This window comes from Paenibacillus sp. S02, assembly GCF_019454065.1.
In the GTDB taxonomy this organism is placed as follows: Bacteria; Bacillota; Bacilli; order Paenibacillales; family Paenibacillaceae; genus Paenibacillus; species Paenibacillus polymyxa_B.
In genome coordinates this window covers 5,714,601-5,739,102 of the sequence record NZ_CP073682.1, presented here as the reverse complement: position 1 = coordinate 5,739,102, position 24,502 = coordinate 5,714,601, and the positions used below count along the sequence as shown (strand labels likewise).

General features: G+C 46.4%; 22 protein-coding genes and 1 riboswitch. Of the genes, 16 read left to right on the top strand and 6 right to left on the bottom strand.

The annotated features are described in order from the left end of the window. Positions 1 to 250: 250 nt before the first annotated feature. Positions 251 to 682, top strand: coding sequence for a DUF1641 domain-containing protein (locus tag KAI36_RS25550; RefSeq protein ID WP_013312528.1), 432 nt, complete (start codon positions 251 to 253; stop codon positions 680 to 682). A 27-nt stretch (positions 683 to 709) separates the two neighbouring features. Beyond that, positions 710 to 1,891 (top strand): NAD(P)/FAD-dependent oxidoreductase, encoded by a 1,182-nt coding sequence (locus KAI36_RS25545; protein ID WP_025721951.1) that lies wholly within the window; start codon positions 710 to 712, stop codon positions 1,889 to 1,891. Between the two features lie 104 nt (positions 1,892 to 1,995). Here KAI36_RS25545 and KAI36_RS25540 read toward each other — a convergent pair whose 3' ends face one another. Then, positions 1,996 to 4,551 carry a LamG-like jellyroll fold domain-containing protein gene (locus tag KAI36_RS25540; protein WP_220026353.1) on the bottom strand — a complete coding sequence of 852 codons (2,556 nt, stop codon included), beginning with the start codon at positions 4,549 to 4,551 and terminating at the stop codon, positions 1,996 to 1,998. Between the two features lie 302 nt (positions 4,552 to 4,853). Between KAI36_RS25540 and KAI36_RS25535 the strand changes: the two genes are divergently transcribed. After that, on the top strand, positions 4,854 to 5,957 hold the full coding sequence (locus tag KAI36_RS25535) for a hypothetical protein (protein ID WP_220026352.1): 1,104 nt from the start codon (positions 4,854 to 4,856) through the stop codon (positions 5,955 to 5,957). A 185-nt stretch (positions 5,958 to 6,142) separates the two neighbouring features. Next, positions 6,143 to 6,940 carry a copper amine oxidase N-terminal domain-containing protein gene (locus tag KAI36_RS25530; protein ID WP_220026351.1) on the top strand — a complete coding sequence of 266 codons (798 nt, stop codon included), beginning with the start codon at positions 6,143 to 6,145 and terminating at the stop codon, positions 6,938 to 6,940. An 80-nt stretch (positions 6,941 to 7,020) separates the two neighbouring features. Here KAI36_RS25530 and KAI36_RS25525 read toward each other — a convergent pair whose 3' ends face one another. Continuing rightward, a complete protein-coding gene (locus tag KAI36_RS25525) occupies positions 7,021 to 8,067 on the bottom strand; it encodes a stalk domain-containing protein (RefSeq protein WP_220026350.1) in 1,047 nt (348 codons plus the stop codon). A 255-nt stretch (positions 8,068 to 8,322) separates the two neighbouring features. Beyond that, on the bottom strand, positions 8,323 to 8,499 hold the full coding sequence (locus KAI36_RS25520) for a CsbD family protein (RefSeq protein ID WP_013312524.1): 177 nt from the start codon (positions 8,497 to 8,499) through the stop codon (positions 8,323 to 8,325). 156 nt (positions 8,500 to 8,655) lie between these two features. On the opposite strand from KAI36_RS25520, the gene KAI36_RS25515 reads away from it, so the two are divergent. Both KAI36_RS25515 and KAI36_RS25510 read left to right on the top strand, forming a co-directional pair. After that, positions 8,656 to 9,171, top strand: coding sequence for a DUF2179 domain-containing protein (locus tag KAI36_RS25515; protein ID WP_023990890.1), 516 nt, complete (start codon positions 8,656 to 8,658; stop codon positions 9,169 to 9,171). Positions 9,172 to 9,416: 245 nt separating this feature from the next. Further along, the gene (locus KAI36_RS25510; protein WP_023990889.1) at positions 9,417 to 9,629 is read left to right on the top strand and encodes a cold-shock protein; all 213 of its coding nucleotides are present in this window, start codon (positions 9,417 to 9,419) and stop codon (positions 9,627 to 9,629) included. Between the two features lie 157 nt (positions 9,630 to 9,786). Here the strand turns inward: KAI36_RS25510 and KAI36_RS25505 are convergent, their stop codons facing one another. The 3 genes from KAI36_RS25505 to KAI36_RS25495 form a co-directional block, all read right to left on the bottom strand. Further along, the gene (locus tag KAI36_RS25505; protein WP_220026349.1) at positions 9,787 to 10,800 is read right to left on the bottom strand and encodes a substrate-binding domain-containing protein; all 1,014 of its coding nucleotides are present in this window, start codon (positions 10,798 to 10,800) and stop codon (positions 9,787 to 9,789) included. Between the two features lie 211 nt (positions 10,801 to 11,011). Beyond that, on the bottom strand, positions 11,012 to 12,211 hold the full coding sequence (locus tag KAI36_RS25500) for a glycoside hydrolase family 130 protein (RefSeq protein ID WP_220026348.1): 1,200 nt from the start codon (positions 12,209 to 12,211) through the stop codon (positions 11,012 to 11,014). Further along, positions 12,208 to 13,383, bottom strand: coding sequence for an AGE family epimerase/isomerase (locus tag KAI36_RS25495; protein WP_220026347.1), 1,176 nt, complete (start codon positions 13,381 to 13,383; stop codon positions 12,208 to 12,210). The genes KAI36_RS25500 and KAI36_RS25495 overlap by 4 nt, the downstream gene beginning before the upstream one ends. A 235-nt stretch (positions 13,384 to 13,618) precedes the next feature. On the opposite strand from KAI36_RS25495, the gene KAI36_RS25490 reads away from it, so the two are divergent. From KAI36_RS25490 to KAI36_RS25445, 10 genes are all read left to right on the top strand, one after another. After that, a complete protein-coding gene (locus KAI36_RS25490; RefSeq protein ID WP_220026346.1) occupies positions 13,619 to 14,941 on the top strand; it encodes an ABC transporter substrate-binding protein in 1,323 nt (440 codons plus the stop codon). 67 nt (positions 14,942 to 15,008) lie between these two features. After that, on the top strand, positions 15,009 to 15,893 hold the full coding sequence (locus KAI36_RS25485; RefSeq protein ID WP_220026345.1) for a carbohydrate ABC transporter permease: 885 nt from the start codon (positions 15,009 to 15,011) through the stop codon (positions 15,891 to 15,893). 2 nt (positions 15,894 to 15,895) lie between these two features. Beyond that, positions 15,896 to 16,729: a carbohydrate ABC transporter permease gene (locus KAI36_RS25480; protein ID WP_025721962.1), complete on the top strand. Its 834-nt coding sequence runs from the start codon at positions 15,896 to 15,898 to the stop codon at positions 16,727 to 16,729. A 61-nt stretch (positions 16,730 to 16,790) separates the two neighbouring features. Beyond that, on the top strand, positions 16,791 to 17,840 hold the full coding sequence (locus KAI36_RS25475; protein WP_220026344.1) for a glycoside hydrolase family 130 protein: 1,050 nt from the start codon (positions 16,791 to 16,793) through the stop codon (positions 17,838 to 17,840). A gap of 11 nt (positions 17,841 to 17,851) precedes the next feature. After that, the gene (locus KAI36_RS25470) at positions 17,852 to 18,811 is read left to right on the top strand and encodes an acetylxylan esterase (protein WP_220026343.1); all 960 of its coding nucleotides are present in this window, start codon (positions 17,852 to 17,854) and stop codon (positions 18,809 to 18,811) included. Between the two features lie 57 nt (positions 18,812 to 18,868). Then, positions 18,869 to 18,968: riboswitch (purine riboswitch) on the top strand. 68 nt (positions 18,969 to 19,036) lie between these two features. After that, positions 19,037 to 20,215, top strand: a complete 1,179-nt coding sequence (locus KAI36_RS25465; protein ID WP_134903870.1) for an MFS transporter — start codon at positions 19,037 to 19,039, stop codon at positions 20,213 to 20,215. A gap of 80 nt (positions 20,216 to 20,295) precedes the next feature. Beyond that, complete coding sequence (locus KAI36_RS25460; RefSeq protein ID WP_016822706.1) at positions 20,296 to 20,439, top strand: RAxF-45 family protein; 144 nt, start codon at positions 20,296 to 20,298, stop codon at positions 20,437 to 20,439. A gap of 103 nt (positions 20,440 to 20,542) precedes the next feature. Further along, positions 20,543 to 22,618 carry a ribosomal protection-like ABC-F family protein gene (gene abc-f / locus KAI36_RS25455; protein WP_220026342.1) on the top strand — a complete coding sequence of 692 codons (2,076 nt, stop codon included), beginning with the start codon at positions 20,543 to 20,545 and terminating at the stop codon, positions 22,616 to 22,618. Between the two features lie 344 nt (positions 22,619 to 22,962). Continuing rightward, complete coding sequence (locus tag KAI36_RS25450) at positions 22,963 to 23,691, top strand: ABC transporter ATP-binding protein (protein WP_220026341.1); 729 nt, start codon at positions 22,963 to 22,965, stop codon at positions 23,689 to 23,691. After that, positions 23,688 to 24,488, top strand: coding sequence for an ABC transporter permease (locus KAI36_RS25445; RefSeq protein ID WP_220026340.1), 801 nt, complete (start codon positions 23,688 to 23,690; stop codon positions 24,486 to 24,488). Before KAI36_RS25450 ends, KAI36_RS25445 begins: the two co-directional genes overlap by 4 nt. Positions 24,489 to 24,502: the final 14 nt, after the last annotated feature.

Below are 24,502 nucleotides of genomic sequence, written 5' to 3'. Positions count from 1 at the left end.
CTGTTGTAGTCACGAAGGAGCGCTTCGTGGGATATTCCGCAGCAGTAACAACAGAATACCGTCTGAGCAATATACAATTGGCATCTGCGATAAATCAGTCTTGCCCTTTAGGGTATAGGCCGGTTTTAGCTGTGCTTCTTGCATGTTTAGGGGCGCGAATTCAATGAACGTTTTATTGCTAGAGTTTATGGATACAGGTTACGAGAAAGGAATGGACTTCTATTTTCACAGTAAAGGAGGACGTTCACGCATGTCTGAAAACCAACAAGAGGTGGCAGTAACACAAGAAGCTACCAAAGAGTCTCGGGATGTATTGGACCAATTGATGAAACCAGAGGTTCAGCAATCGCTGACCGTGCTGGTAGAAAATCTGCCCAAGTTAACTGAGATGGTTACTTTGATGACCGACGCTTATGATGTAGCTCGCAGTCTGGCGACTGACCCTGTCTTTATCGGAGATATGAAAAGCTCCATGGGAGAGTTTGTGAAGCCTGTTACAGATTCGGCTAAAGGATTGGCTTCTGCTGCAATTGAAGCAAATGACCGTGTACAAACTACGGACGGCAGTGTAGGTCTGTTTGGCCTGCTCAAAATGCTTAAAGATCCGAATGTACAAAAAACGCTGCGTTTCAGCCAGGCTTTCCTGGATATTCTGAATGAGCGCCAACGCGAAAGCAAATAATTACCTGATCAAGAACGGAGGATGGACATGTCGAAGCAAATTTTGATCTTGGGCGGCGGATACGGCGGATTGCTGGCCGCTCTTACAGCACGCCAGCATATGGACGCTAGCCAAGCAACCATTACAGTGGTTAACCGCTTTGCGTCGCACCAAATTATTACGGAACTGCACCGTTTGGCGGCAGGTACAATTGCTGAAAAAGCTGTTGCGCTTCCTTTGGAAAAACTGCTGCGTAACAAAGAAATTATCCTGAAAGTGGATACTGTTTCCGAAATCAAGCCTGACGATAAAAAAGTAACCTTGGCCAGTGGCGCTACGTTGAGCTATGACGCTCTCGTTATTTCCCTGGGCAGCGAAACGGCTTACTTCGGTATTCCAGGACTGCAAGAGCATAGCTTCACGCTGAAATCCGTGGCAGAAGCCAATCGCATTCGTGCACATGTGGAAGCTCGTCTGGATGCTTACAAGCAATCCGGTAACCAAGCGGACGCTACAATCGTTATCGGTGGTGGCGGTCTGACTGGCGTTGAGCTGGTGGGCGAATATGCTGACAAATTGCCTGCAATTTGTCGCGAAAAAGGTATTAACTACGAAGACATCAACTTGTATTGCGTAGAAGCTGGACCATCTATTTTGGCAGGATTCCCTCAACCACTGGTTGATCGTGCAGTAACAAGCCTTGAAAAACGTGGCGTTCAAATCGTAGCGGGTGTACCGATTACAGAAATGAAAGCTGACGAAGTTCTCTTGAAAGACGGACGTTCGATCAAAACGAACACACTGATCTGGACAGGCGGCGTACAAGGTAATGCACTGGTTGGCGCATCTGGTATCGAAGTAAACCGTGGTCGCGCAACTGTGAATGGTGCACTGCAATCGACTTCTCACGAAGACATCTTCCTCGCTGGCGACAGCGCAGTGGTGTTCCCGGGTGAAGGCGAGCGTCCATACCCTCCAACTGCACAGTTGGCTTGGCAAATGGGCGAATTAGTTGGTTACAACATCTTCGCTTATTTCAACGGAGCGAAAATGGAACGCTTTACACCAGTATTCTCCGGTACACTGGGCAGCTTGGGCAGAACAGACGCGATCGGTACTGTAGGTGCGAATGGCACCCAACTGAAAGGCGCTGTAGCCACTTTGATGAAGGAAGGCAGTAACATCCGTTACTTGTCCCACATCAAAGGACTTTTTGCATTGGCCTATTAATATTTCTTACATTTTATATGGTTCATTGGAAGAGAGCGCTATTCAGCGCTCTCTTTTTTGTAGCTTTTCTTTTCGGTACTAGCGATACTCACGATTCATTAGTCTTAATTCACTTTAATCTTCGCTAACTCTGCCACCTGTGCAGGAGGGAGCGCACCTTCAAATATATTCAGCTCATCAATAGATCCTTTGAACGCAGGGTCCCACCAGTTGACACCTAAGCTGAATGTTCCAGATTTGGAGGTAAAGACATCTGGGAATCCTGAGCCCGTAAATTGAAGCTTGCCATTCACATACACAGCTAACACCCCACGATCTACAGTGAAGGCGAGATGGGTCCATTCATTTGTATTGATCTTTAGGCCGGTACTGCCAGTATACCAAGGTGAGCTGCCAGACCAGACCATTGTGTTATCCTTCTCGGGTCCTCTGGGTAAAAGGCTAATCCAGTGATTACTATCCATAGCTCCAAAAAAAGTTGGTGTATGCAGAGTCAATTCGCTTGGTTTTACCCACAGTGACACGGAATATGCTGAGCTGGATATGAGTCCTTCAGGCAGAGCAATGCCTGACTTTCCATCAAGGACTACAGCTTGGCCTTTTACGCCTTCAGCGTAGTACACACTTCCTCCCTGGCGATCGATTCGGTCACCGATAACTTCGCCATTAGCAAAAGCATCTTGCTGATCCTCCAGATTATTTTCAAATGTGTATGACGCAGTCAATGTTGCCTTCTCATAAGGGGATACCGTGATGTTGAAAATTTTGTCCCGACTACGTTCTCCTTTGGTAATGGTAGCTGTCAAAGTGGCAGATGCAGCCTTTTCTCCGTTTTCTGGACGCTTGATTTCACCTGTATCCGTAATGACGCTTTGGTCTGAAGTTTTCCAGGTAATTCGGGATTGCCGACTGGCTTCCTTCGGAAGATTCAGGCTAGCCGTCACCCGACTTGTATCGCCAAGATCTAATTCACCATACACACTGTCCACTACTGTCGTATCGGTCATATCAGGGAGCTTACTGCCCCAAGCCATCTCATCTTTATTCGATAAAACTGTAAACGCCAGGATGTATTGATTCGTAACCTGATCCCATTGTCTTAAGAACACCCCATCCAATACAGCACCATCCAGTGTTAATTGGATATTCGCATCCCCCGACTTGCGCCATGTTCCTTGCACATCGCCTTCGATGGTATGATCTGCTCTAAGCTGAATGAATTGTGTATTCTTGATCGTAGCTGAAGAATCACTGCCATGATTAATATATTGATAATCGCCAATGAATTGTTTCTCATCCAGCTTTGTAAGCGTCTCGCCACCGTAACGATAAGGAGCTACGACAGGCCAGTCCTCCTGATTCATGAACATTTGGTGTACACGCAGCTCATGTGTCTCCCCCTGATGAGGGAATCGGGTATGAAAGACAACAAACATTTGTCCAGTAGCAGGATCGGTGTATACAGAATTGTGTCCAGGGGAAACATAGCCGTAGCCAGTGCCTGTACCGGGGTCGCCTATTTTACTATCGAACAAGAAATTACCTATCAACTTGTTGCCATAAGTTGTATTTTTGGTGTTTGCCGGCAGAACAGCATTCTGCCCTTTGGCATCCTTATAAGGTCCTGTCGGACTCTTGGAACGGAATAACCTCATGTTATACCCCCCGTCCGCTGCAAGTCCGCCGTAGGTTACATACAAATAGTAATAACCCGTCTCCTGGTTGTATTCAATATATGGACCTTCCCCTGACTCACCGTATCCACCTGCGATCTTGGTGCCAAAATAACGATCAATGAGCCGACCGTCTTCTGTAGTTCCATCTTTACCTGGGTACATGGGTTTGCCAGTTGCCTTATCCAGCTCCAGTAAAAATATTCCCCCGGACCATGAACCATACGTCATCCACAAGCGCCCGTTTGCATCGTAAAAAACGCTTGCATCGATTGCATTTGGGAACATCCGATTCGCATAAGAACCATCGGTATTAAACCATCCCGGTCTGGGACCCTCAAGCTTGCCTTCCTTAATGAGTTGTTGAATCGGCGTATTTGTCCACTTTTTATCCACCTTGCTATCTTTATCGAATGCAGTCTCCTTCGTAAAACCAGTGTGGATAATGGTATCCACATATTGATATGGACCCTCGATTTTGGGTGCAACTGCAATGCCGATCGCGGAACGAATGTAGGTGGAAGATGCACTATAATAAATCATATATGCCCCTTTTGTCCCATCCTCATTGACATAATGCTCATTCCAAAATACATCGGGCGCCCATACTGAGAATCCTCCCTTACTGTCCGCATCATTCTCACCCGCCCAAGCGAAAGATCCGGCCAGATTCTTCGATAAATCCCCGTAAAGTGTGTTCCCAGGCGTAGTGTAACCGTTTGCAAAAGAAGTCCAGTTTGTAAGATCTTTTGACTTCGCCGCAGAGATATGTGACCCAAATACATAATAAGTGTCACCGTCTTTGACAATGGAAGGGTCATGAACCGATACATTAGAGAAGGTTGGCGCATCCTGCTTATTGTTCTGGTCTGGCACCGTTGCCGCCGCGTCTATTGCACCTAATGGTGCGCTTGCGATTGCTAATAATAATGTTAGTGTTATTGCAATGCTTTTCCTGACTTTACGTTTAACAAAACTTCTCATCATACACATTTTCCCCTTTCTAAATTGGAATACAGAGATATATTCTGCTTTCATTGCTAAATACCTTTATATTTATAAATATTATTAATGTATTTATGAATTATATAGATACAAGGAAGATTTTAGAATTTAAGCGACCTTGACGCCACTGCTCCACACTTTCTTTTGATACGTAGTTGACCCTTCTATACACTACGATATGTAAAATGCGATGTTCTCTTTTTAGGTAAAAATTATAAATTATGGTTGACATTATATATTTGTGGAGATATGCTAGTTTTGAAAAATAACTAGGAGGTTTGTGTATGTTTAGGAAAAATAAGTTTTTTGGCATGGGGTTAGCAACTATCCTCATGTGTTCCGCATTCTCGGGAAGCCTCGCCTATGCGGAATCTAAGTCCACTACGTACGATGCTTCGTTTTTTGAAAATCTCAAACAGCGGGCCATCGTCCATGAGCTTCAAGAACACAAGATTACCGTTAATCCGAAAGCATCTATTGCTGAACTACTGAATACAGCAGATAGTACATCACTAAAGAGTAAAAATAATAGTGATCTACAACAAAATCTGGAGAAACTTAATAAATCGGAATACATATATCTTACACTCGATGGAGAAGTATACAGCTCAGAAAAAGGTTATGTAGGCATGGCGGATAAAGTTGAATCAAAAGAGGATAGTGTAACGGATGCTACTTATACGGAAACAAGCTCTTTGAGTGAATCAAGCAACAAACATGATATTTCCATATCAAGTAAAAATAATCCCACTCCATCGCAAGTGAGTGGAGGGACGACGGGAACTTTTTCAAGGGTTCAATTGGATTATGATGGTTTTGATGGGGTTAATGCAAAAGTGATTACGCCAAGGGCTAAGTACCTAGGAGCAAACGAACAGCCATGGATGTATTACGGTTTTGATGCAAAGAATGGACGGGGAATTGAGGGGGGATTTTCCTATCAAACAGGCAGAGGAGTATGGCAGGGGTATATTAGGAACAATAATGGTTTCAAATACTCTTTAGAGACGTGGGAAAATCACGACATAAAAGATTCAGTTAAATTTTATATTGATAATAGTACCTATAACGCTTATCTATTAGTCGCCTACAATCAAGTCGTCGTTATGCAAACCTCTTTTGACTCTTCAGATCTATCATCCATGTCTGTTAAGAGAGTGACGGCAATAGCGAAAAAAAACTTTGATGGCAGTAATATTTATGGAAGTGCTATCAATGGAGAGTTTTCAGAATTGGTAGTCTCAAAATTCAATTCAGATTATTATTATCCATGGGATGACTATCGGGATTACTCTTTTTGGGATGGAAGTCAGTGGTTCGGTACGATTGATTGGCCCGCCGATTATATTACTCATTATGGTCCAACTGTGTGGATCAACAACCGATAAGAACAATTAGTTAAACAATGGCTCAAGCTAAAATATACTGAATAGCATCTGTCATTTCCTTTGTTGTTGGGTGGGACTTACAACAATGTGGCTTGGCAGATGTTTTTCCATGTTAAGCTTACTCAACTGGACTCCTCCACCATAATTTTGGTTTTTAGTCTAAACAAAATAATTAGGAGGGCATTATGAAAATCAGACTGTTGGTCTGCCTTATGATTGTACTAAGTTTTGCTACTACAAACCCGAATTTGGCATCGGCTCAAGATCATACCCCCATACACCTGAAGGTCAATGATCATTACGTTTTATACACCTACCCTGCATCACCCTTTGTGGATAAGAAGGGAAGACTACTTATACCGCTCCAAGTAGCTGAGGATATACTGGGCGGTAAAGTAACTTATAATGCAGCGAACAAAACCGCTTCTGTTGATCTAATGGACCGTAATGTAACGGCAACGATTGGATCACCCAAAATATCGGTTAACGGCGAACCCATGACAATGGATACAGTCCCTATCATGCTAAGTAATGCAATGTTTTTGCCGGTATCCATCCTGTTGAAAGATACAGATGCGAAGATGGAGTGGGATCCCAAACGTGGCTTATTGAAACTAAGACATGATAGCTTTACGGAAAGTCCAGTTCTTATGAGGTTTAAGGGACAAGACTTGGCCCAAGTCATTGATGCGAATGCATTTGATCTTATTTCCTTTGACTGGGATCAAAGGCAAGGTGTATTGAATATTAATGCTACGTATAAGAGCGACTTATCGCCCGCCTTCAAGCAAATTGACTTTAATCCTATGATTGTGTATAGCAAAGGGACCTATACTGTAGATCCTTATTCTAAACCCGGTTCATTTCACAAAGTGAAAATAACCAGCCACGGTCATTTGGTTTATACAATGAATATCGATACAATTGACGCTGATAATGATTATATAAAATATATCACTTCCGTAGGCAGGCTGATTCAATAATTGAATGCAGGTTGCTTGTACATCATTAAAAAAGCGACAAAGGCTTTAGGGCCTTTGTCGCTTTTTTGAAAAAGTGAAATTTAGAATGAAGTTATCGTGTTGCTGTTTTCGCTGGACTTAATTTTACCCACTACTCGAGATACCGAGTTTCTATTCTTAAGCTCATAAAGAACGTTCTCTATAAGAGAGTTTCTTTGCGCATTAGTAAGTGTATTGTTCCAAGCGTCAGTCTTTACATATACATCCACGCTAGCTTCACTGCTGTCGCCTCTTACGGTGAAATCAAAGCCAACTCCAGCGTAATTGCCATATCTATTAACCAAATCGCGTTGAATCGTACTTGCATCCAAGGAAGAAGCTACATCCTTCAAAGTAACATCGCCTCTGCTGTTGGTTGTAAATGTTGCCATTTTATCCCTATTACTAGAGTTCTTCACTGTGCCTTCAACATCGGCATCTTTGTACTCTTTCAAAATATCATCCACGATGTCCTCCAAGTAGCTTCTCTTTCTGCTGTCGGTTAGGTCAGTCCATCTGGATTTTGTCATTTCAATGGTTACCGTAATATCGTTTTTGTTACCATCTAACGTAATATCCGAGTTGGTGTTGTAGTCATCGCTGTGATCATCGTTCAGCTTCTTTTGGAGATCCTTCAAGGAGCTAGAGCTATTTTTGCTCGCGTCATCTTTTAGCGTCTGATTGTCTTTTTGCAATTGAGCGATGGTAGCGTCTTTCGTTGTGTTTGCTGCTTTTGCTGTGTTGAGCTCTTGAGTCAGCGTCGTGATCTGGTTGTTCAGCGCCGTAACTGTAGATTGATCAATGGGAACACCATTGTCAGCAATGACTACGCGTTTGTTTGTGCCATCCCATGTTACTTTTTTATCCAAAGCTGTACCTGCCAGCTTCAGTGGGATATACGTAACGCCATCCAGCAGGAACGGTTCTGTTTTGGCATCAGAAGCAACCTCGGTTCCGTTGTAGATGATTTTGATATTGTTATATACTGCTTGGATCGGCTTAGTCACTTGTGCGGCATATGTGGATTGGCTGAAAAGAGCCCCGGATATGGCCAAGGCGGATACGGCAGTGATGATGACAGGTTTTTTGATAGATTTCAGTGATTTCATTCGTTGGTCTACCCCTTTATTTAAGAATTATAGCCTGGTTCATAGACTAGAGTAACATTAATGCCTACAAAATCCAACAGCTTGGAGAGTCATTATGGGTTGTGCTTATATTGGTTAGACGCAACAGCAACCGTAAAAGTTGCCCTGTTTGCGCAAAAGTTTTTCCGAAAGTATCCGAACAACACAAAACAAGCCCGCTGCACAAGACAGCGAGACTTGTTGGTAAAACAGTGCGTCGAGGTTATCCATTCAGGATTATTTGCCGTCCTTCAGTTTGCCTGCTGTTTCCTGAAGATGGCCTTTGGCCTTATCCAGTTTACCTTCGGCTTGAAGGGACTTATTATCGGTAGCGTTCCCGATTTGGTCCTTGATTTCACCTTTGGCTTTGTTCACATTACCTTTGATTTTATCGCTAGTTCCGTTATCCTTCATGTTGTAGCCCTCCTTATGTGATCGAACTTTCATTCAGCATGCTGTAGTTAGTCATTACCCGAGCGAGGGTAATACGAAACCAGAGGCTGTATATCACAGACGGGGGTATAATGTTGGATACGGGTTAAATCAGAACGTGAAGTGGGGAGTGAGCGTATGCTCAAAATTTTATTGTTTATTCTTGTTATTCAAATTATTTACGTATCGGCGTATACACTGCGCATGATTCTGACGCTGAAAGGACAGAAGTACATTGCTGCGCTCATTAGCACCGTGGAGGTTACGGTCTATGTGTTGGGCCTGAACGTTGTGCTTAAGTATCTGGATCAAGTGGCAAGTCTTGCAGTCTACGCCATTGGCTATGCATTGGGCATTCTTATTGGAGCATGGATTGAGGAAAAAATAGCGCTTGGTTATGTCACCGTTAAGGTGATCAGTAATGAGATCAATGGAGGAATTGCCAATGCGCTGCGGGACAAAGGATACGGTGTTACAGCCTGGCTGGGCAGTGGGCGTGATGGAGAGCGCCTGGTGATGGAAATTTTGGCTAAACGGAAAAACCAGAATAAGCTGTATCAGTCCATTCTGGAGCTGGATCCTAAGGCTTTTGTCATTACGGTAGAGCCGAAGCAATTTCATGGCGGCTTCTGGACCAAGGCTATCCGTAAATAAACATTTTGGTAAATTGCGCATATTTTTTGGAGGTTGGAGCATATTAATACCCGCACAGGTGAATTTTTCAAAAATCCAATAAGCGACTTCCCTTGAACAAGATATAGATCGAAATGGTTTAATTCGTCTATATCTTGCACTTCGGAGCGACTGGAATCGAATTTTGAAAAAAATAATGGCACAGGTGGAAATTGACAGTAAGCCGACAGGGGATATTACCCTATAAAAACCGAGGGGGGATATAGATGTACAGACGCCAGGCCCCAGAAATCATTCCAGAGGAAAATACGGCTATTTGGTCGTGTACAAACGAGGGTTGCAACGGTTGGATGCGAACGGATTTCACCTTTTTGAACGAGCCGGCTTGTCCACTTTGCCAAGCCTCGATGGGGCAAGAAATGCGGATGCTGCCGATTCTCAATCGGGCGGGCAATTCCTTTGTCGCCCAGCGCTCCTAATCCGGGATTTTGTAAAATCCACAATTGAAAGTGAGTACGATGATCACACTGCAGAATTTATGAATGTCAAAAGCCGCTCCAGCGACATGCTGAGCGGCTTTTGGTTGTGGAACATTGAGAATAGCGGTGACCTCTCCCCAAGTAAGGTATGCATTGATCATGGTCTCTCAATGGGCTGCACGGAATCACGATATACAATATGTCCCTGCACCAGGACTCGACCAAAGCGGCTGCTGGGATGGCTTATTTTTTTCATCATCGAATCAATCGCGGTACGTGCCATCTGCTCGATGTCTACTCCGACCGTGGTCAGTTGCGGAACAATAAGAGTGGCGTATACATCGTTGTCAAAGCCAACCACAGAGCAGTCTTCAGGTACGCGGTATCCCAGGCCAATGAGCTTATGCACCAGATTGTGAGCGACCTGATCGCAGTTACATACAAAGGCAGTTGGTAGCGGCTGAGGAAGCTCCATTTCAACATAAGTACCTTCATCGTCCCGGTCACTGAGCACCCACTCGTTACGGAGGGGCAACCTGTGCTCCAGCAAGGATTTATAGTAGCCGAGGAAACGATCCTGAATACTACTGGTGGAATAGATATTACCCACATATGCAATATCCCGGTGTCCCTGGGCGATCAAATAGTTGGTCAGCTCGTAGGCTCCGTAAAAATTATCCGTCACCACGGAGTCGATATCAGCATGCTCATCATAAAAATCGAGAAACATTTTGGGCAGGTCCATGGTTTGTACAAGCTCAATATATGGCTTGCTCACTTGGCCCAGGAGAATGAAGCCGTCCACCTTGCGGTCGTAATAGATACGTGGCAGATTAAGCTGTTCTTCGTCTTCGCGATGGAGGATGTGAAGGATACCGTAGTAGCCATATGGCTCCAGTGCCCGTGAAATTTGCTGGTAGATGTGCAGATAAAACGATTGGCCAGGGCCAGTAAAACGTTCAGGGATGACAACACCAATGTTATAGGTGAGGCCCTCCTTCATGGACTTGGCAACGGTATTGAAACGATAACCCATTTCGCCCGCGAGCGTCTTAATACGCTCTTTTAGCTCCTCGCTAACCCCATCCTTGTCATTGAGCGCCTTCGACACGGTCACGCTGCTTACTCCCAGCTTATCTGCAATGTCCCGCATCGTTACGTTGCTCTTCATTCCTGTTCCGCCTTCCAATTTTAAAAAGATAAGCATTTTGCCTAATCCAGAGAATGGATGCAAAATGCTGGGGAATATATCAGTAGCTTAGCCGCCTGTAAAGATACAAAGACTGGCAGCATGGCTGCCCATAGAACAACTGTTAGCCTGCGGGTAACAGTTGTTCTATGGATAGTATACATGGTTCCGCAAGCAGGATAAAGCCTGCGGCTTATGTCCGCTGGGAAGGACGGGAGTGTGCTTGCAATAGCGCTTCATTGTGATGAATCAGCTCACGGCGAACAGCGGCGCTACTGAGAGAGCGCAAGGGATCGGATGGTGTATTGAAGGTGTAGTCCTCCAGTCGAGCGATGGTGGTCGTCGCTACGTGGATACGGGTATCACTGGATGCGTAGTAAATAAAGACTTCATCTTGTTCGTTAACGACTGCCCCATTGCAAAAAATAACATTCGAAACGTCGCCCACGCGTTCCTCATCATAAGGAGCCAAAAAGTGCCCGCCGGGCTTAGCGATGACGCGCGTAGGGTCTTCCAGACTGGTGGCAAAGGTATACAGCACATACCGCAGCCCGGCGGCCGTATTGCGTACCCCATGAGCGATATGAATCCAGCCGCGACTGGTTTTGATCGGGGCTGGCCCCTGTCCGTTCTTGGCTTCGTACACCGTATGATAACAACGCTCATCAATGACGGTTTCGTGTTCAATCACGGGCTGTGTAATATCTTTGCACAGGCCGAAGGCGATGCCACCGCCCGAGCCGGTGGAAATAAATCCGTCCTGGGGACGAGTATAGAAGGCGTATTGACCGTCCACAAATTCAGGGTGCAGAACAACGTTGCGCTGCTGTGGGGACTGGGTAGTGATGTTGGGAAGCCGGGTCCATGTACGAAGATCACGAGTACGGACCAGTCCAGCCTGAGCGACAGCACTGGAGGTATCGTGAGGTGGCGCGTCAGGGTCTTTTTTCTCTGAGCAATAAATACCATAAATCCAGCCGTCCTCATGCTTTACCAGTCGCATATCGTACATGTTTGTTTCTTCCGGGTCGATATCCTCCCATACTAGGGGAGCGTCAATGAACCGAAATTGATCAATGCCGTTATCGCTCTCTGCCAAAGCGAAAAATGACTTTCGATCCAGTCCCTCGGTACGCGAAACAAGAATGTATTTTCCTTCATGATAGATTGCCCCTGGATTCAATGCCGCATTTACACCCAGCCGCTCCATGAAAAAGGGATTGGTTTTCGCATCCAGATCAAACCGCCAGTGAAGTGGAACATGATGGCGTGTGAGCACTGGGTAGAGGTAGCGTTCGTAGATACCATTATAAAAGGTAGTTTTAACCTCATTGGGGCGTGTAATCAGTTCCTCTTGCTGCAACCGCAGCTCATTATATTTGCTATGGATCATTGGTTTTCCATCCTTTCTAGCATTTCTATGCAAAATCGGCTGTTGTGATAAGGGCACTTCCAGGGTCCTGCAATCTCTCTCGCATCTGGCTTACCATCCGCTTGAACTGACCAGAACCATTCGCCTCCGGGGCGCGGATCGATGATATATTGCCGGGTATAGGACCATAGATTACGGACAATTTGCAAAAAACGTTCGTCTTTTGTACGTTGAAATGCATTGTAAAAACCAACCATCCCCTCGGCCTGTACCCACCAGATACGTGAGGTGTCTACCCGCTCTCCTTCCCGCTCGTTGATGAGCGATCCGTCTGGCTGAACAGCGCGCTCAGCTACCGCATTGGCAATATCCATCACCATATCCACGTATTCTGACGGGTAATAACCCAGCACACTCATAGCGTCCTCAATCAACCAGCTGGCTTCGATGTCGTGACCATATGAGGTCAGGTCAAGCAGAGAGCGCCATTCACGATCGAAGAATACCCCCAATCGTCGGGCAGAAGCATCGTAAACACGATGATATAAAATATCCAGTACGTTCGTCAGTGCATCTCGAACCTCTTCATTTGGCCAGACGCGCAGCAATTGGGTATACGCCTCCAAAACATGAATATGCGTATTCATGGTGATATGCGCGGTAACCCCATTTTCGCTGAGTAGCTCATTAGGCTGCGTGTTCCACAAGCGGTCATATTGTTCGCCGTATGCCTGTCGGGTGCGATCATATCCTTTTTGCTCCAGCAGGTGGAACAGCTCCATAGCTAGTGGCAATGCATTCGGGTCGTCTGTGGCACGTGCATACTCTGCTAGCGCATAGATCGCGAATGCCTGCGCGTATACATGCTTGCACGTGTCCACGGGTTGCCCGGTGTAGTTCACCATCCAATACATTCCTCCATGTAATGGATCAAGCAGGTGATCTCGCAGGAATGTGAATGCATGTCGTGCGGCTTCTGCATAGGTATCTTCCCCTGTTACACGGGCAGCCGCCGAGAATGACCAGAGTAGCCGTGCAGTGGCAATCCCGCCTTTGTCGGCTTGGTTATGAGTGTGCAGATCCACATCCACTTCGCCGTAAAACCCACCGTGTGTCTCATCCTTCAGTCCAAGCCAGAATGGGAGTATGTGTTCCTTCCATTCCTGTCTAATTTCGTCCAGTAGTGTTTCCAAGAGACAAAGCCTCCTTCGGAAAATAAATTATTAAGTTATCGTTAACTTTACAGAAGTATCATATCTAGGTGTTTGTAAACTGTCAACTATTCTCGTCTTGTGTTTATTTACAAGATAATAGCCAAGTGTACTGTACAAAAAAATAATGTAATTGACATAGTAAGCGTTATCATAATAAAATAACTTTTGTTAGCTTAACGATAACCTTATTTAAAAAAATGGGAGGGGTCGTTTCATGAAGTTGTCTAAAGTTTTGATGCCATTGTTGTCAGTGCTACTAGTAGCGGGTTTGTTTGCAGGCTGTGCTCCAAAAGCATCGGATACACCAGCAGCCAGCTCTGATCCAAAGGATGTGGAAGGTGAAATTACGGTTATCACACAGCGGACGGATATTGTAGATACCGTGTTTCAAGACTACGCCAAAGAATTTAACAAGCTTTATCCGAACGTGAAGGTCAATTTTCAGGCATTGGCCGATTATGAGAGCCAAATCAAAATTCGGATGGGGACTAGGGACTATGGAGATGTTTTGTTGATTCCTACCAGTATCCCAATTGCAGAACTACCCGAATTTTTCGAACCACTGGGCACTTATACGGAGATGAAAAGCAAGTATACCGGCATTGAAGAACGTATGGTGGACAACAACGTCTACGGTATTCCGGTAGCGATGACGTACTCCGGGGTGATTTATAACAAAAAAGTGTTCAAGGACGCGGGAATCACACAACTTCCCAAAACCACGGATCAATTCCTGAAAGCGTTACAGCAGATTAAGGATAAAACCAAGGCAATTCCTCTGTTTACGAACTACGCCTCTGGGTGGGCACTGACCCAGTGGGAAGCTGATTTGGCAACAGTGGCGGGTACAAAGGAATATGTGAATGTCACACAGCCGAATACAGACGACAATTTTACGAAGGGTCAGCCTCACTATGAGCTGTATAAGGTTCTGTACGATGCGGCTAAAAATGGTCTGATTGAAAAGGATCCAACGACTACGGATTGGGAGACCTCCAAGGCGGATCTTGCTCAAGGCAAAATCGGTACGATGGTGCTTGGCTCTTGGGCGATTGACCAGATTAAAAGTACTGCTACAAACAAGGAAGATATCGGCTTTATGCCTTTTCCAACCAACGCCCAAAAGGTGCTTGTTCCGCTGGCAGGCGATTACAACCTTGGTATTAACGTAAATAGTGAAAATAAAGCAGCGGCTCGTGCCTGGGTGGACTGGTTTACTGACAAGTCCAACTATGCCGTAGAGCAGGCAGGTAGCGTTAGTCCACTACAGGGGGCGGAATTACCTGACATTTTGAAGCAGTACGGAGATCAGGGAGTTGTCTTTGAAACGCTCACTCCGTCCCCGAAAGGACAGGAAGGGATTGTTGATAAAATCGACAAAAAGGGAGAAATCGGCTTGTGGCAGCCTGACTTCAAGAAACGCATTATTGAGGCAGCGGTCGGTAACCGCCCGGAATCGTATGACACCATTATGAAGGATCTGAACGACGCATGGGTGAAGGCGCGTGCTGAAGTGGCTGCAAAGGAAGCAAAATAGCCATCTGAACTGACGAAAAGAAAGGATCGACTTAGCAGTCGATGGACGGATAGCCAGGAGGTGCAGCATGTTAAAATTTTCGAATCTCAGCTACTCCAAACAAAGATTGGCGATTATTGTTGCCTTTTCATTTATTCCGCTAGCGCTGCTGATCACTTTTGCGTACTTGCCGGTGATCAATATGTTTAAATACAGCTTTTCGGACTGGAACGGCTATAGTAAGCGTCTGGAATATGTGGGTTTTGAAAACTATATCAAAATCTTTACCGACCCCGAGTATTTCTCGGTGTTTAAAGTCAGTCTGTATTACTTTGTAGCCACGTTTGTACAGATGGGGCTGGCCCTTTATTTTGCAACTATTCTCAGCTTTCAAACCTGGTTTAAAAATTTCTTTAAAGGCGTTTTGTTTTTTCCTTCCCTGATGAACGGGGTAGCTATTGGTTTTATTTTTCTATTCTTTTTTAAGCCAGACGGTACCCTTGATACACTGCTTCAGGCAGTGGGGCTGGGTTCGTATATCAAGCTGTGGCTGGGTAACCCGGAGATTATCAATATTTCGCTGGCTGGCACGTCGATCTGGAGATACATGGGCTTTAACTTTATCGTGTTTCTCGGTGCGATTTCCTCCATATCCAGTGATCTGTATGAAGCGTCTGATATGGACGGAGCTAACCGCTGGCATCAATTCCGCTCTATTATTTTGCCGAGTATCAAGCGGATTTTGCAGTTGAATCTCATCTTGGCGATTAGCGGGGCGATCAGTGCGTTCGATATCCCGTATATTATGACCGGTGGCTCCAACGGCAGTGAAACATTCGTCATTCAGACGCTTGATGTGGCATTCAAATACAGCAAGGTCGGTTTGGCCTCAGCGATGGCGGTCGTTCTGCTGCTGATCGTGATTGCTGTCACACTGCTTCAACGGTTGCTAATTCGGGGAGAGGAGGACTAATCATGTATAAGCTGAAAAGAATACTGGGCAGCAGCATCAAGTATGCCGCGCTACTACTAGGTGCGTTCATTGCACTGCTGCCGATTGTCGTCATTTTGTTTGCATCTTTGAAGACGAAGGCTGAATATGCGGCAACCAGTCCTCTGACTCCCCCCGTGAACTGGCTGAATTGGGCTAACTATACCAAGGCCTTTATTAACGGAAATATGCTAACCGGATTTGTGAATACAGCTTTTATCCTGTTGATTTCAATCATCGGGGCCACTTTGACGGGTTCCATGATTGCGTATATTTTGAACCGTTTTAAATTTAAGGGCAAAAGTCTCATGCTGGGTGCGTTCTTGCTCGCCACGCTCATTCCGGGGGTGACGACACAGGTGTCGACGTTCCAGATCATTAACAAGCTGGAGTTGTTTAACACGCCTTGGGCAGCCATTTTACTGTATTTGGGAACGGATATTATTGCAGTGTATATTTTTCTGCAATTTCTGGATTCCATTGCGGTGGCGCTGGATGAATCGGCCATGCTGGATGGGGCCTCCTATCTGACGATCTACTGGCGCATTATCTTGCCTCTGCTGAAGCCTGCCATTGTGACGGTGATCATTATCAAGGGCGTTAATATTTACAACGACTTTTACACCCCGTTCCTGTATATGCCCAAAACAAGCCTTCAGGTCATATCGACGGCGCTGTTCAAGTTTAAAGGGCCATATGGATCGCAATGGGAAGTCATTAGCGCAGGCATTATCATTGCCATTATTCCGACGCTGATTGCGTTTTTATCATTACAAAAATATATCTATAACGGATTCGCGCAGGGTTCAGTGAAGTAGAATAACGGCGAAATAGAAAATTCGGTGAAATCAAGTATCTCGGTGAGAGGGGAATAAACGTATGAATAAATTGGATGTGGATTTGGGAGTAAATAGCGTAAGAATTGTGGGAGATAGTCTGCCGGAAATGCCGTGGCAGGATAAGCCTGAAGGCAGTGAGGCTCCGGTATGGAGACATAGTGAGAATCCGGTCATTGGGCGTAATCCGGTACCGGGCATTGCCCGTATTTTCAACAGTGCAGTAGCTCCGTATGAGGGACGGTTTGTAGGGGTATTCCGGGCTGAAACGATTAATGGACGTCCGCATTTGCATCTAGGCTGGAGTGACGACGGGTTGGCTTGGGACATTGAGACAGAACGTCTGCATTTGGTCGATGAGGAAGGAAGCGATTACCAGCCTAATTATGCTTACGATCCGCGTCTGGTCCGCGTGGAGGATACGTATTATATTATCTGGTGTACAGATTTTTACGGTGCAGCGTTGGGGATAGCACAAACGAAGGATTTTAAAAGCTTTGTACGATTGGAAAATCCGTTCCTGCCGTTTAATCGCAATGGTGTGCTGTTGCCCCGCAAGCTAAACGGAAACTTTATGTTGCTATCCCGTCCGAGCGACAGCGGACATACACCGTTTGGCGACATTTTTCTGAGTGAAAGTCCTGACTTGGTCTATTGGGGCAAGCACCGTCATGTCATGAGCAAGGGCGGACAGGGCTGGTGGCAATCGGTAAAGATTGGCGGCGGACCGGCTCCGATTGAGACGACAGAGGGCTGGCTGATGTTCTACCACGGGGTGACAGGCACGTGCAATGGGCTGGTATACAGTATGGGCGTAGCCGTTCTTGACCTGGATGATCCGTCTAAAGTTAAATATCGTTCCTCTAATTTCGTGCTGACCCCGGAGGAATGGTACGAAGAACGGGGCTTTGTGCCGAATGTGGTGTTCCCGTGTGCTACGCTGCATGATGCGGACACCGGGCGGATTGCGATTTATTATGGAGCCGCTGACACGTATGTAGGTATTGCATACACGACAGTGTCTGACATTATGAAGTATGTCATCGCAACGGATGAAGTGGTCGCAGACGATCGTGAGTCGGGCCGGATGTAGGAGGAAACTAAATGCCGGAGGATATGTCTTTACAGCAATTGCAGTCGTATATGGGGAGTAACCCGAAGCCGCCGGACTTTGACGCATACTGGGAACGGGCATTACAGGAGCTGGAGCGGCAGCCGCTTGATTATACACTGGAGCCTGCCGATTTTGTCTCTCCGATGGTGGATTGTTACCATCTATATTTTACTGGAGTGGGCGGAGCAAAGGTTCATGGGAAGCTGGCTCGTCCTAAGCACCTTACGGAACAAGGGCCAGCTTTGGCCATGTTTCATGGATATTCCTGCGACAGTGGTGACTGGTTCGACAAGGTGAGCTATGCGGCACACGGATTCACCGTGCTGGCTATGGATTGCCGGGGGCAAGGAGGGCTGTCTGAGGACAATTTGCAGGTTCAAGGAACGACGGTTCGCGGTCATATCATTCGAGGGATTGACGACCCGGACCCGGATCGATTGTATTACCGCAATGTATTTTTGGATACCGTGCAGACGGTGCGCATTCTGATGTCTATGGAGCAGGTCGACCCTGAACGGATCGGCGCATTTGGCTGCTCCCAGGGAGGGGCCTTAACGGTTGCCTGCGCTGCATTGGAGCCACGTGTCCGTATGGCAGTTCCGGTATATCCATTTCTGTCGGACTATAAAAGAGCTTGGGCGCTGGATGCTACTACATCTGCATATGAAGAACTGGTTTATTATTTTCGTTGGTTTGATCCGAATCATATGCGCGAGGAGGAGCTCTTTCACCGACTAGGCTACATCGATATTCAACATTTGGCAGATCGTATTCGTGGTCGTGTATTGTTTGTGACAGGGCTGTCGGACACCATCTGTCCACCCTCCACGCAGTTTGCGGTGTACAATAAAATCGTATCAGACAAGGAAATACTCCTGTATCATGAATACGGTCATGAGTATCTACCCTATCTGTCGGATCGTGCCATGAGCGAATTTTTGCGGCTGTAGGGGGTTGAACTTAGCCACAGGCTCCTTTATAGTAATAGCTATAACCTTCGTGAATGCGTAATAAATGAATGCCCCATTTGTATAACCTCAATAATATGGTTTGAGGGTCTCTACCAGGAACCGATAAATCCTGATTACAAAAAGTGTACGTCTTGTACATTTCTTGTGGTCAGGATTTTTTTGCGTAATACGAGGGATTTACATGACAGCAAAGGAGCTAATGTAATGAACTTCAAAGTAGTTATTTTAACGATTGCGACCTTTACGGTGGGTTTAGTGGAGCTGATTATCGGTGGCGTACTACCCCAAATTGCACAGGATTTGAATGTCTCCGTAAGCACGGCAGGACAGCTTATCATGATCTATGCGCTTGTGTATGCTATTGCTGGGCCAACTTTGTTGGCGTTGACCGCCAAAATTGAACGAAAACGACTGTATCTGTGGTCGATGTTTATCTTTATTCTGGGAAGTCTGCTGGCCTTCTGGAGTCCGAATTATGCTGTTTTGTTTGTATCCCGTATCATTACCGCTGCAAGCGGGTCGCTGATCGTGACATTGTCATTGACCATTGCAGTCAAAGTGGTGTCCAAGGCTTATCAGGCCCGTGTCCTTGGTGTCATCTCCATGGGGGTTAGCTCCTCCATCGTTCTAGGTATTCCAGCCGGGGTGCTGATTGGAAATGCGTTTGGCTGGCGGGTGCTTTTCCTGATCATTGCCTTGTTGACGGTCGTTGCTATGATCGTTATCAACTTGTTTATGGAGCGGATTCCGACGGAACATGTTGTGCCTATGCGCGATCAGCTGAAATCCTTAAAAAATGTTAAGGTCATCAGTGCTCATCTGGTGACCACGCTGACACTGGCGGGCCATTACACGTTATATGCGTATTTCACTCCATTTTTAGAAAATATGATGGGCTTAAACGCTTCGTGGATTAGTGTGGCCTATTTTGTCTTTGGGCTGGCGGCAGTGAGCGGCGGATTTATTGGCGGCTCTTTGGCAGATCGGTTCGGCACAGCGAAAAGTATTCTAGTCGTCGTAGGTGTGTTTATCGCCGTGATGTTCTTGCTGCCATTCTCAATCCACTCGATTTATGTATTTGCGCCACTACTGATCATCTGGGGCATACTGAGTTGGGCCTTGTCGCCCCCGATGCAAAGTTATCTTATTGAAAATGCACCCGAATCGGGTAGTATTCAGCAAAGCTTTAATTTCTCCGCACTCCAGGTCGGGATCGCTTTAGGTTCTGCCTTGGGAGGAGTAGTGATTGAAAATAGTGAATCTGTTGCCACGAACGCTTGGGTGGGTGGGGCATTTGTGATTGTTGCTTTTGTCTGCGGCGTATTTTCGATTACCAGAGCGGGGACATCGCAGGCTGTCAGAGGGCACCACTCTGTTTCATAATTCGCTGGACCATCGCCCTCTTTTATAATGCGAGCAAACATGTTATACTACACACAATTATGAAGAAGGAGGTGAGGTAGGTGAATCACGAGATGCTGAACAACCGTATTAGCCAGCTGCCGATTGCTATGGCTGGCATTGTTCATGCTTTTCCATACAACGGGAGAAGTCTGTCCAATTTTAATCATACGGTTGTAAACATCGCGAGAAGACGCCTACCTTAACTCGAACGGATTGCTGTATCTTCCGAAGAGTCGCGGGGTTGCTCCTGCGGCTCTTTTTGTGTTACCCGGGTAAGGGTCTTCCTAAATAAAGGAGAGCCTGAACATGTATATAGTAAACGGTCAACAATTGAAAAAATACCACGCTGCCAATCTGATTTTGGATGGTGCATCGTTTGATATCCATACGGGAGAAAAGGTGGGACTCATCGGCCGCAACGGAAGCGGTAAAACCACCCTATTACGCCTAATCGCACGTTTGTCCCGCCCGGATGAAGGGCAACTCGTCATCGCCAAGGATACGAAAATTGGCTATTTGCCGCAAATTCCGGCGGAGTTTGAGAGCTTCACTGTGTACGAAACGCTGGCTTACGCCTATCGTGAGCTGAAGGATTGCCGCAATCAGATGAGCACACTGGAACGGGAAATGTCAGATCCGGTTGTGGCAGCAGACGTGGACCTTCTGGAGAAGCTGCTGCAATCGTATGCTGCCTTGCAAGAACGGTTTGAGCGCAACGGCGGCTATGAAATGGATGCAAATATTGATCAGGTAGCGGATGGTCTGCGTATTCCCAAAGGAATGTATACGCGCAGCTTCGGCTCGCTGTCGGGTGGAGAGAAAACAAAAATAGCGCTGGCATCACAGCTCATCGGGCGGCCGGATTTGTTGCTGCTGGATGAGCCGACTAACCATCTGGATTTGAAGGGGCTGGAATGGCTGGAGCAATTTTTGCAGGGCTACACAGGTGCGTGTGTGGTTGTATCTCATGATCGTTATTTTCTGGATCGGGTCGCCGTTAAAATGATTGAGCTTGAGGATGGCGAGGCGTTTACGTATTATACGAACTACAGCGGCTATGTTAAGGAAAAGGAAGAACGATTGCTACTGCAATTTGAAGATTATAAGGAACAGCAAAAGCGGATTAAAAAGATGAAAGAGGCCATTCGGCGTTTTGAAGAGTGGGGGCGCAATGGCGACAACGAAAAGTTTTTCAAAAAAGCAGCCTCCATTCGTAAGGCGTTGGAGCGTATGGAGCTGGTGAAGCGGCCTGTATTGGACCCGCAGGGGGCGGAATTTCACTTAAAGCTGGAGGATCGTTCCGGTCGCCGGGTGCTGCAGTTTGAAGAAATTGTTAAAGCCTATGGAGAGCGTCAGATATTAAACGGGGCAACGGGCAGCCTGGAATTCGGTGAAAAGGTGGCCTTGCTGGGTGATAACGGTTCAGGCAAAACGACGCTGCTCAAGCTGCTGCTTGGTCAGGAAAGCGCGGATGCAGGCACGGTCCAGTGGGGTGCGCGCGTGGAGTATGGATATTTGGCGCAGCAGGAGAGAGAACGGAATAGCCGGGCGACTGTGCTTGCTTACTTCAAGGAGGAAGCAGGGGTGGAAGAAGGCGAGGCACGCGGGTTGCTAGCGAAGTATTTGTTTTACGGTGCCGATGTGTTTAAGCCTGTGAGCATGCTGTCCGGTGGCGAATGGTCCCGCTTGCGGCTGGCGTTGCTGGTCATGAAAAAGCCAAATTTGTTGGTGCTGGATGAGCCGACGAATCACCTGGACATTGACTCACGCGAGGCGCTGGAGGAAGCGTTAGACACCTACACGGGAACGGTACTGGCGATTTCACATGACCGCTATTTTGTGAATAAGCTGGCAGGGCGTGTGTGGGAGCTGGAGGCTGGAAAGCTGACCTTTTATCTGGGCAGCTTTGATGAGTACCGAGCGAAGAAGCGGGAGCTGGAAAACGCTCGTCTACAGAACGGGGGCGATACCGGGACACGCCCGACATCCGCAAGCAGATCCGCATCCGGTGGCGGCTCAGGCTCGGGCACAGCTGCACATTCCAGTGCAGTGAGCAATGGCACGGGGCCGGCTGCGCATACGGAAGCGACTGCGGGAGCCGATACGAGCCGTGCACGCTCAAATCGCTTGGGCTCGCCCGCTGCCGGGTCTGAGGCACGTGGAGCGAAGGCTGCGAAGCCATCACGCACGCCCGCGGCATCCAGCGAGCGTTTGGAGCGGTCCATCGCCGCCAAAGAAGCAGAGTTGGCGGCGGCGGATGCCGAGCTGGAGCTGCTCGGCACAAGCGGCGACACGATCCACATGGCGGAGCTGTGGGATGCGCGTGAGCGGTTGCAAGCTGAGCTGGACACGTTGCTCGGCGAGTGGGTTGAGTTGGAGTAGGTGACAGGCTAGTAGTTACTGGCTAGAAAACAGTTTATTTTATATAGAGGGTAGCCCTGAGGTAGAACGTTTACTGAAGGGCTACCTTTTTTGCAGTGTAAAGACAAAGATATCATCACGAAAATTAATGACCATTAATTAAGATAAATGGTATTGATGTATTATTGTTATTATATTTTACATATAAAGAAAGTTGTTTGCATTTCGCAACATATGATAATTTTTAAATTGAATAAATAATATGATTCATTGTTAAATGAAGTTTATGTTATCCATCATGATCTTACATATCAAATGCACGCGTTGGAACTATGTTGTGATTTGTTATGGATGGAGGGAATAGTATGTCGGACTCCTTACTGGAGGTCAGTCAGGTAACGAAAAAAATGGGGAAAAGGCATTTGTTAGACCGTGTTTCTTTTAAGCTTCAGAAAGGGAAGATATATGGATTCATCGGGCCTAATGGGGCTGGTAAAACCACAATGATGCGAATCATAACCGGATTAATGCAGCCAACCAGCGGTTCTGTAAAGATAGCCTCATATGATGTACAGACGGATCGGGAAAAGGCGCTGTCCAAGGTGGGGGCTATTATTGAATCTCCGGTCTTTTTTGATTATATGACAGGCAGGCAGGTTTTGCGCAATTTGTCACGGTTACACTTTGAGATTGCGCCCTCAGATCGGGAGACACATATTGAAGATTTGCTTACAAAGGTGAGGCTGGAAACACGGGGGGATGACAAGGTGAAAAACTATTCACTGGGAATGAAGCAAAGGCTAGGTATTGCGCAGTCCATGCTGGGGGCTCCGGAGCTTTTATTGCTGGATGAACCGTCCAATGGGCTTGATCCTATGGGAATGAGGGAGCTGAGAGATATTGTGCTTCAGCTACGTGATTCAGCGAATTATGCCTTTTTTATCTCCAGTCATCTGTTGGATGAACTGCAACAGACATGTGACGAACTCATGGTTATCAAAGAGGGCAGGCTAGTTTGGCAGGGACCTACTGATCAACTAGTAGAGGACGGTCAACGGCTAGAGGATGCTTTTATGGGATTGATGGGACTATGAAATCATTAATATACAGCGAGTTCGAGCGATTGTGGAGACGAAAGTGGTTCTGGCTCATGGTATTATGTACACCGATTCTAGCCTGTTCGACAGGAGTATATTTTTTGCGCACGATGAAGGTTCCTGTAGAGGTATTATCCTTAAACTTTGTCGTTACTGGTCTGCGTGAGAATTTGTTTTTAGTATGCAACATAGCTGTGGCTGCTTTAGCTGCCGCTGTATACACAGAGGAATTTCGAAGCGGGAAACTGCGTTTGTTATTTATGCGCCGATTTACCCGCGGGCAGATTTTCTGGAGTAAGCTGCTGGTTTTAAATGCTACTATTTTGTTTCTTCTCATTGTATTTGCAGTATCTTCGCAGGTGATCGTTGAAGTATGGACTCTTTCCTATGATGTAAGTGATGCGGGGCTGTCCGGATCTCAAGGACTGCAGATGCTTAAATACTATGGTTGGGCGCTTGCCTCATTATTAGCAATAAGCTCCTTTTATTGTTTTATCGCTATGTATAGCAAAAGTGTGACGTATGCCATCGGTGTTTGTATGGTATACAATCTGGGCTCTCTGTTGTTTGATTCATTGTATTTAAAATTGGTCTCTTTTGTTTCTCATATCCCATACCTATACAATGTGATCGCATTTATGATTATTCCGTATATGCAGCATACAGGATTAGATAGGTCCTTAATCGGGAATTCGTCTGTGAATGGGGCGATTATCACCGTGGTTAGTCTATATCTTATCTTTTTTACTTGGGGCGCATACCGCCGTTTTGTGACTGATGATTATCTGTATTAGGGGCATCCGTAGCC

Bases quoted from the DNA above. Each gene is read 5' to 3' on its own strand.
- KAI36_RS25550 (WP_013312528.1), top strand. From the start codon at position 251: ATGTCTGAAAACCAACAAGAGGTGGCAGTAACACAAGAAGCTACCAAA.
- KAI36_RS25545 (WP_025721951.1), top strand. From the start codon at position 710: ATGTCGAAGCAAATTTTGATCTTGGGCGGCGGATACGGCGGATTGCTG.
- KAI36_RS25540 (WP_220026353.1), bottom strand. From the start codon at position 4,551: ATGATGAGAAGTTTTGTTAAACGTAAAGTCAGGAAAAGCATTGCAATA.
- KAI36_RS25535 (WP_220026352.1), top strand. From the start codon at position 4,854: ATGTTTAGGAAAAATAAGTTTTTTGGCATGGGGTTAGCAACTATCCTC.
- KAI36_RS25530 (WP_220026351.1), top strand. From the start codon at position 6,143: ATGAAAATCAGACTGTTGGTCTGCCTTATGATTGTACTAAGTTTTGCT.
- KAI36_RS25525 (WP_220026350.1), bottom strand. From the start codon at position 8,067: ATGAAATCACTGAAATCTATCAAAAAACCTGTCATCATCACTGCCGTA.
- KAI36_RS25520 (WP_013312524.1), bottom strand. From the start codon at position 8,499: ATGAAGGATAACGGAACTAGCGATAAAATCAAAGGTAATGTGAACAAA.
- KAI36_RS25515 (WP_023990890.1), top strand. From the start codon at position 8,656: ATGCTCAAAATTTTATTGTTTATTCTTGTTATTCAAATTATTTACGTA.
- KAI36_RS25510 (WP_023990889.1), top strand. From the start codon at position 9,417: ATGTACAGACGCCAGGCCCCAGAAATCATTCCAGAGGAAAATACGGCT.
- KAI36_RS25505 (WP_220026349.1), bottom strand. From the start codon at position 10,800: ATGAAGAGCAACGTAACGATGCGGGACATTGCAGATAAGCTGGGAGTA.
- KAI36_RS25500 (WP_220026348.1), bottom strand. From the start codon at position 12,211: ATGATCCATAGCAAATATAATGAGCTGCGGTTGCAGCAAGAGGAACTG.
- KAI36_RS25490 (WP_220026346.1), top strand. From the start codon at position 13,619: ATGAAGTTGTCTAAAGTTTTGATGCCATTGTTGTCAGTGCTACTAGTA.
- KAI36_RS25485 (WP_220026345.1), top strand. From the start codon at position 15,009: ATGTTAAAATTTTCGAATCTCAGCTACTCCAAACAAAGATTGGCGATT.
- KAI36_RS25480 (WP_025721962.1), top strand. From the start codon at position 15,896: ATGTATAAGCTGAAAAGAATACTGGGCAGCAGCATCAAGTATGCCGCG.
- KAI36_RS25475 (WP_220026344.1), top strand. From the start codon at position 16,791: ATGAATAAATTGGATGTGGATTTGGGAGTAAATAGCGTAAGAATTGTG.
- KAI36_RS25470 (WP_220026343.1), top strand. From the start codon at position 17,852: ATGCCGGAGGATATGTCTTTACAGCAATTGCAGTCGTATATGGGGAGT.
- KAI36_RS25465 (WP_134903870.1), top strand. From the start codon at position 19,037: ATGAACTTCAAAGTAGTTATTTTAACGATTGCGACCTTTACGGTGGGT.
- abc-f (WP_220026342.1), top strand. From the start codon at position 20,543: ATGTATATAGTAAACGGTCAACAATTGAAAAAATACCACGCTGCCAAT.
- KAI36_RS25450 (WP_220026341.1), top strand. From the start codon at position 22,963: ATGTCGGACTCCTTACTGGAGGTCAGTCAGGTAACGAAAAAAATGGGG.
- KAI36_RS25445 (WP_220026340.1), top strand. From the start codon at position 23,688: ATGAAATCATTAATATACAGCGAGTTCGAGCGATTGTGGAGACGAAAG.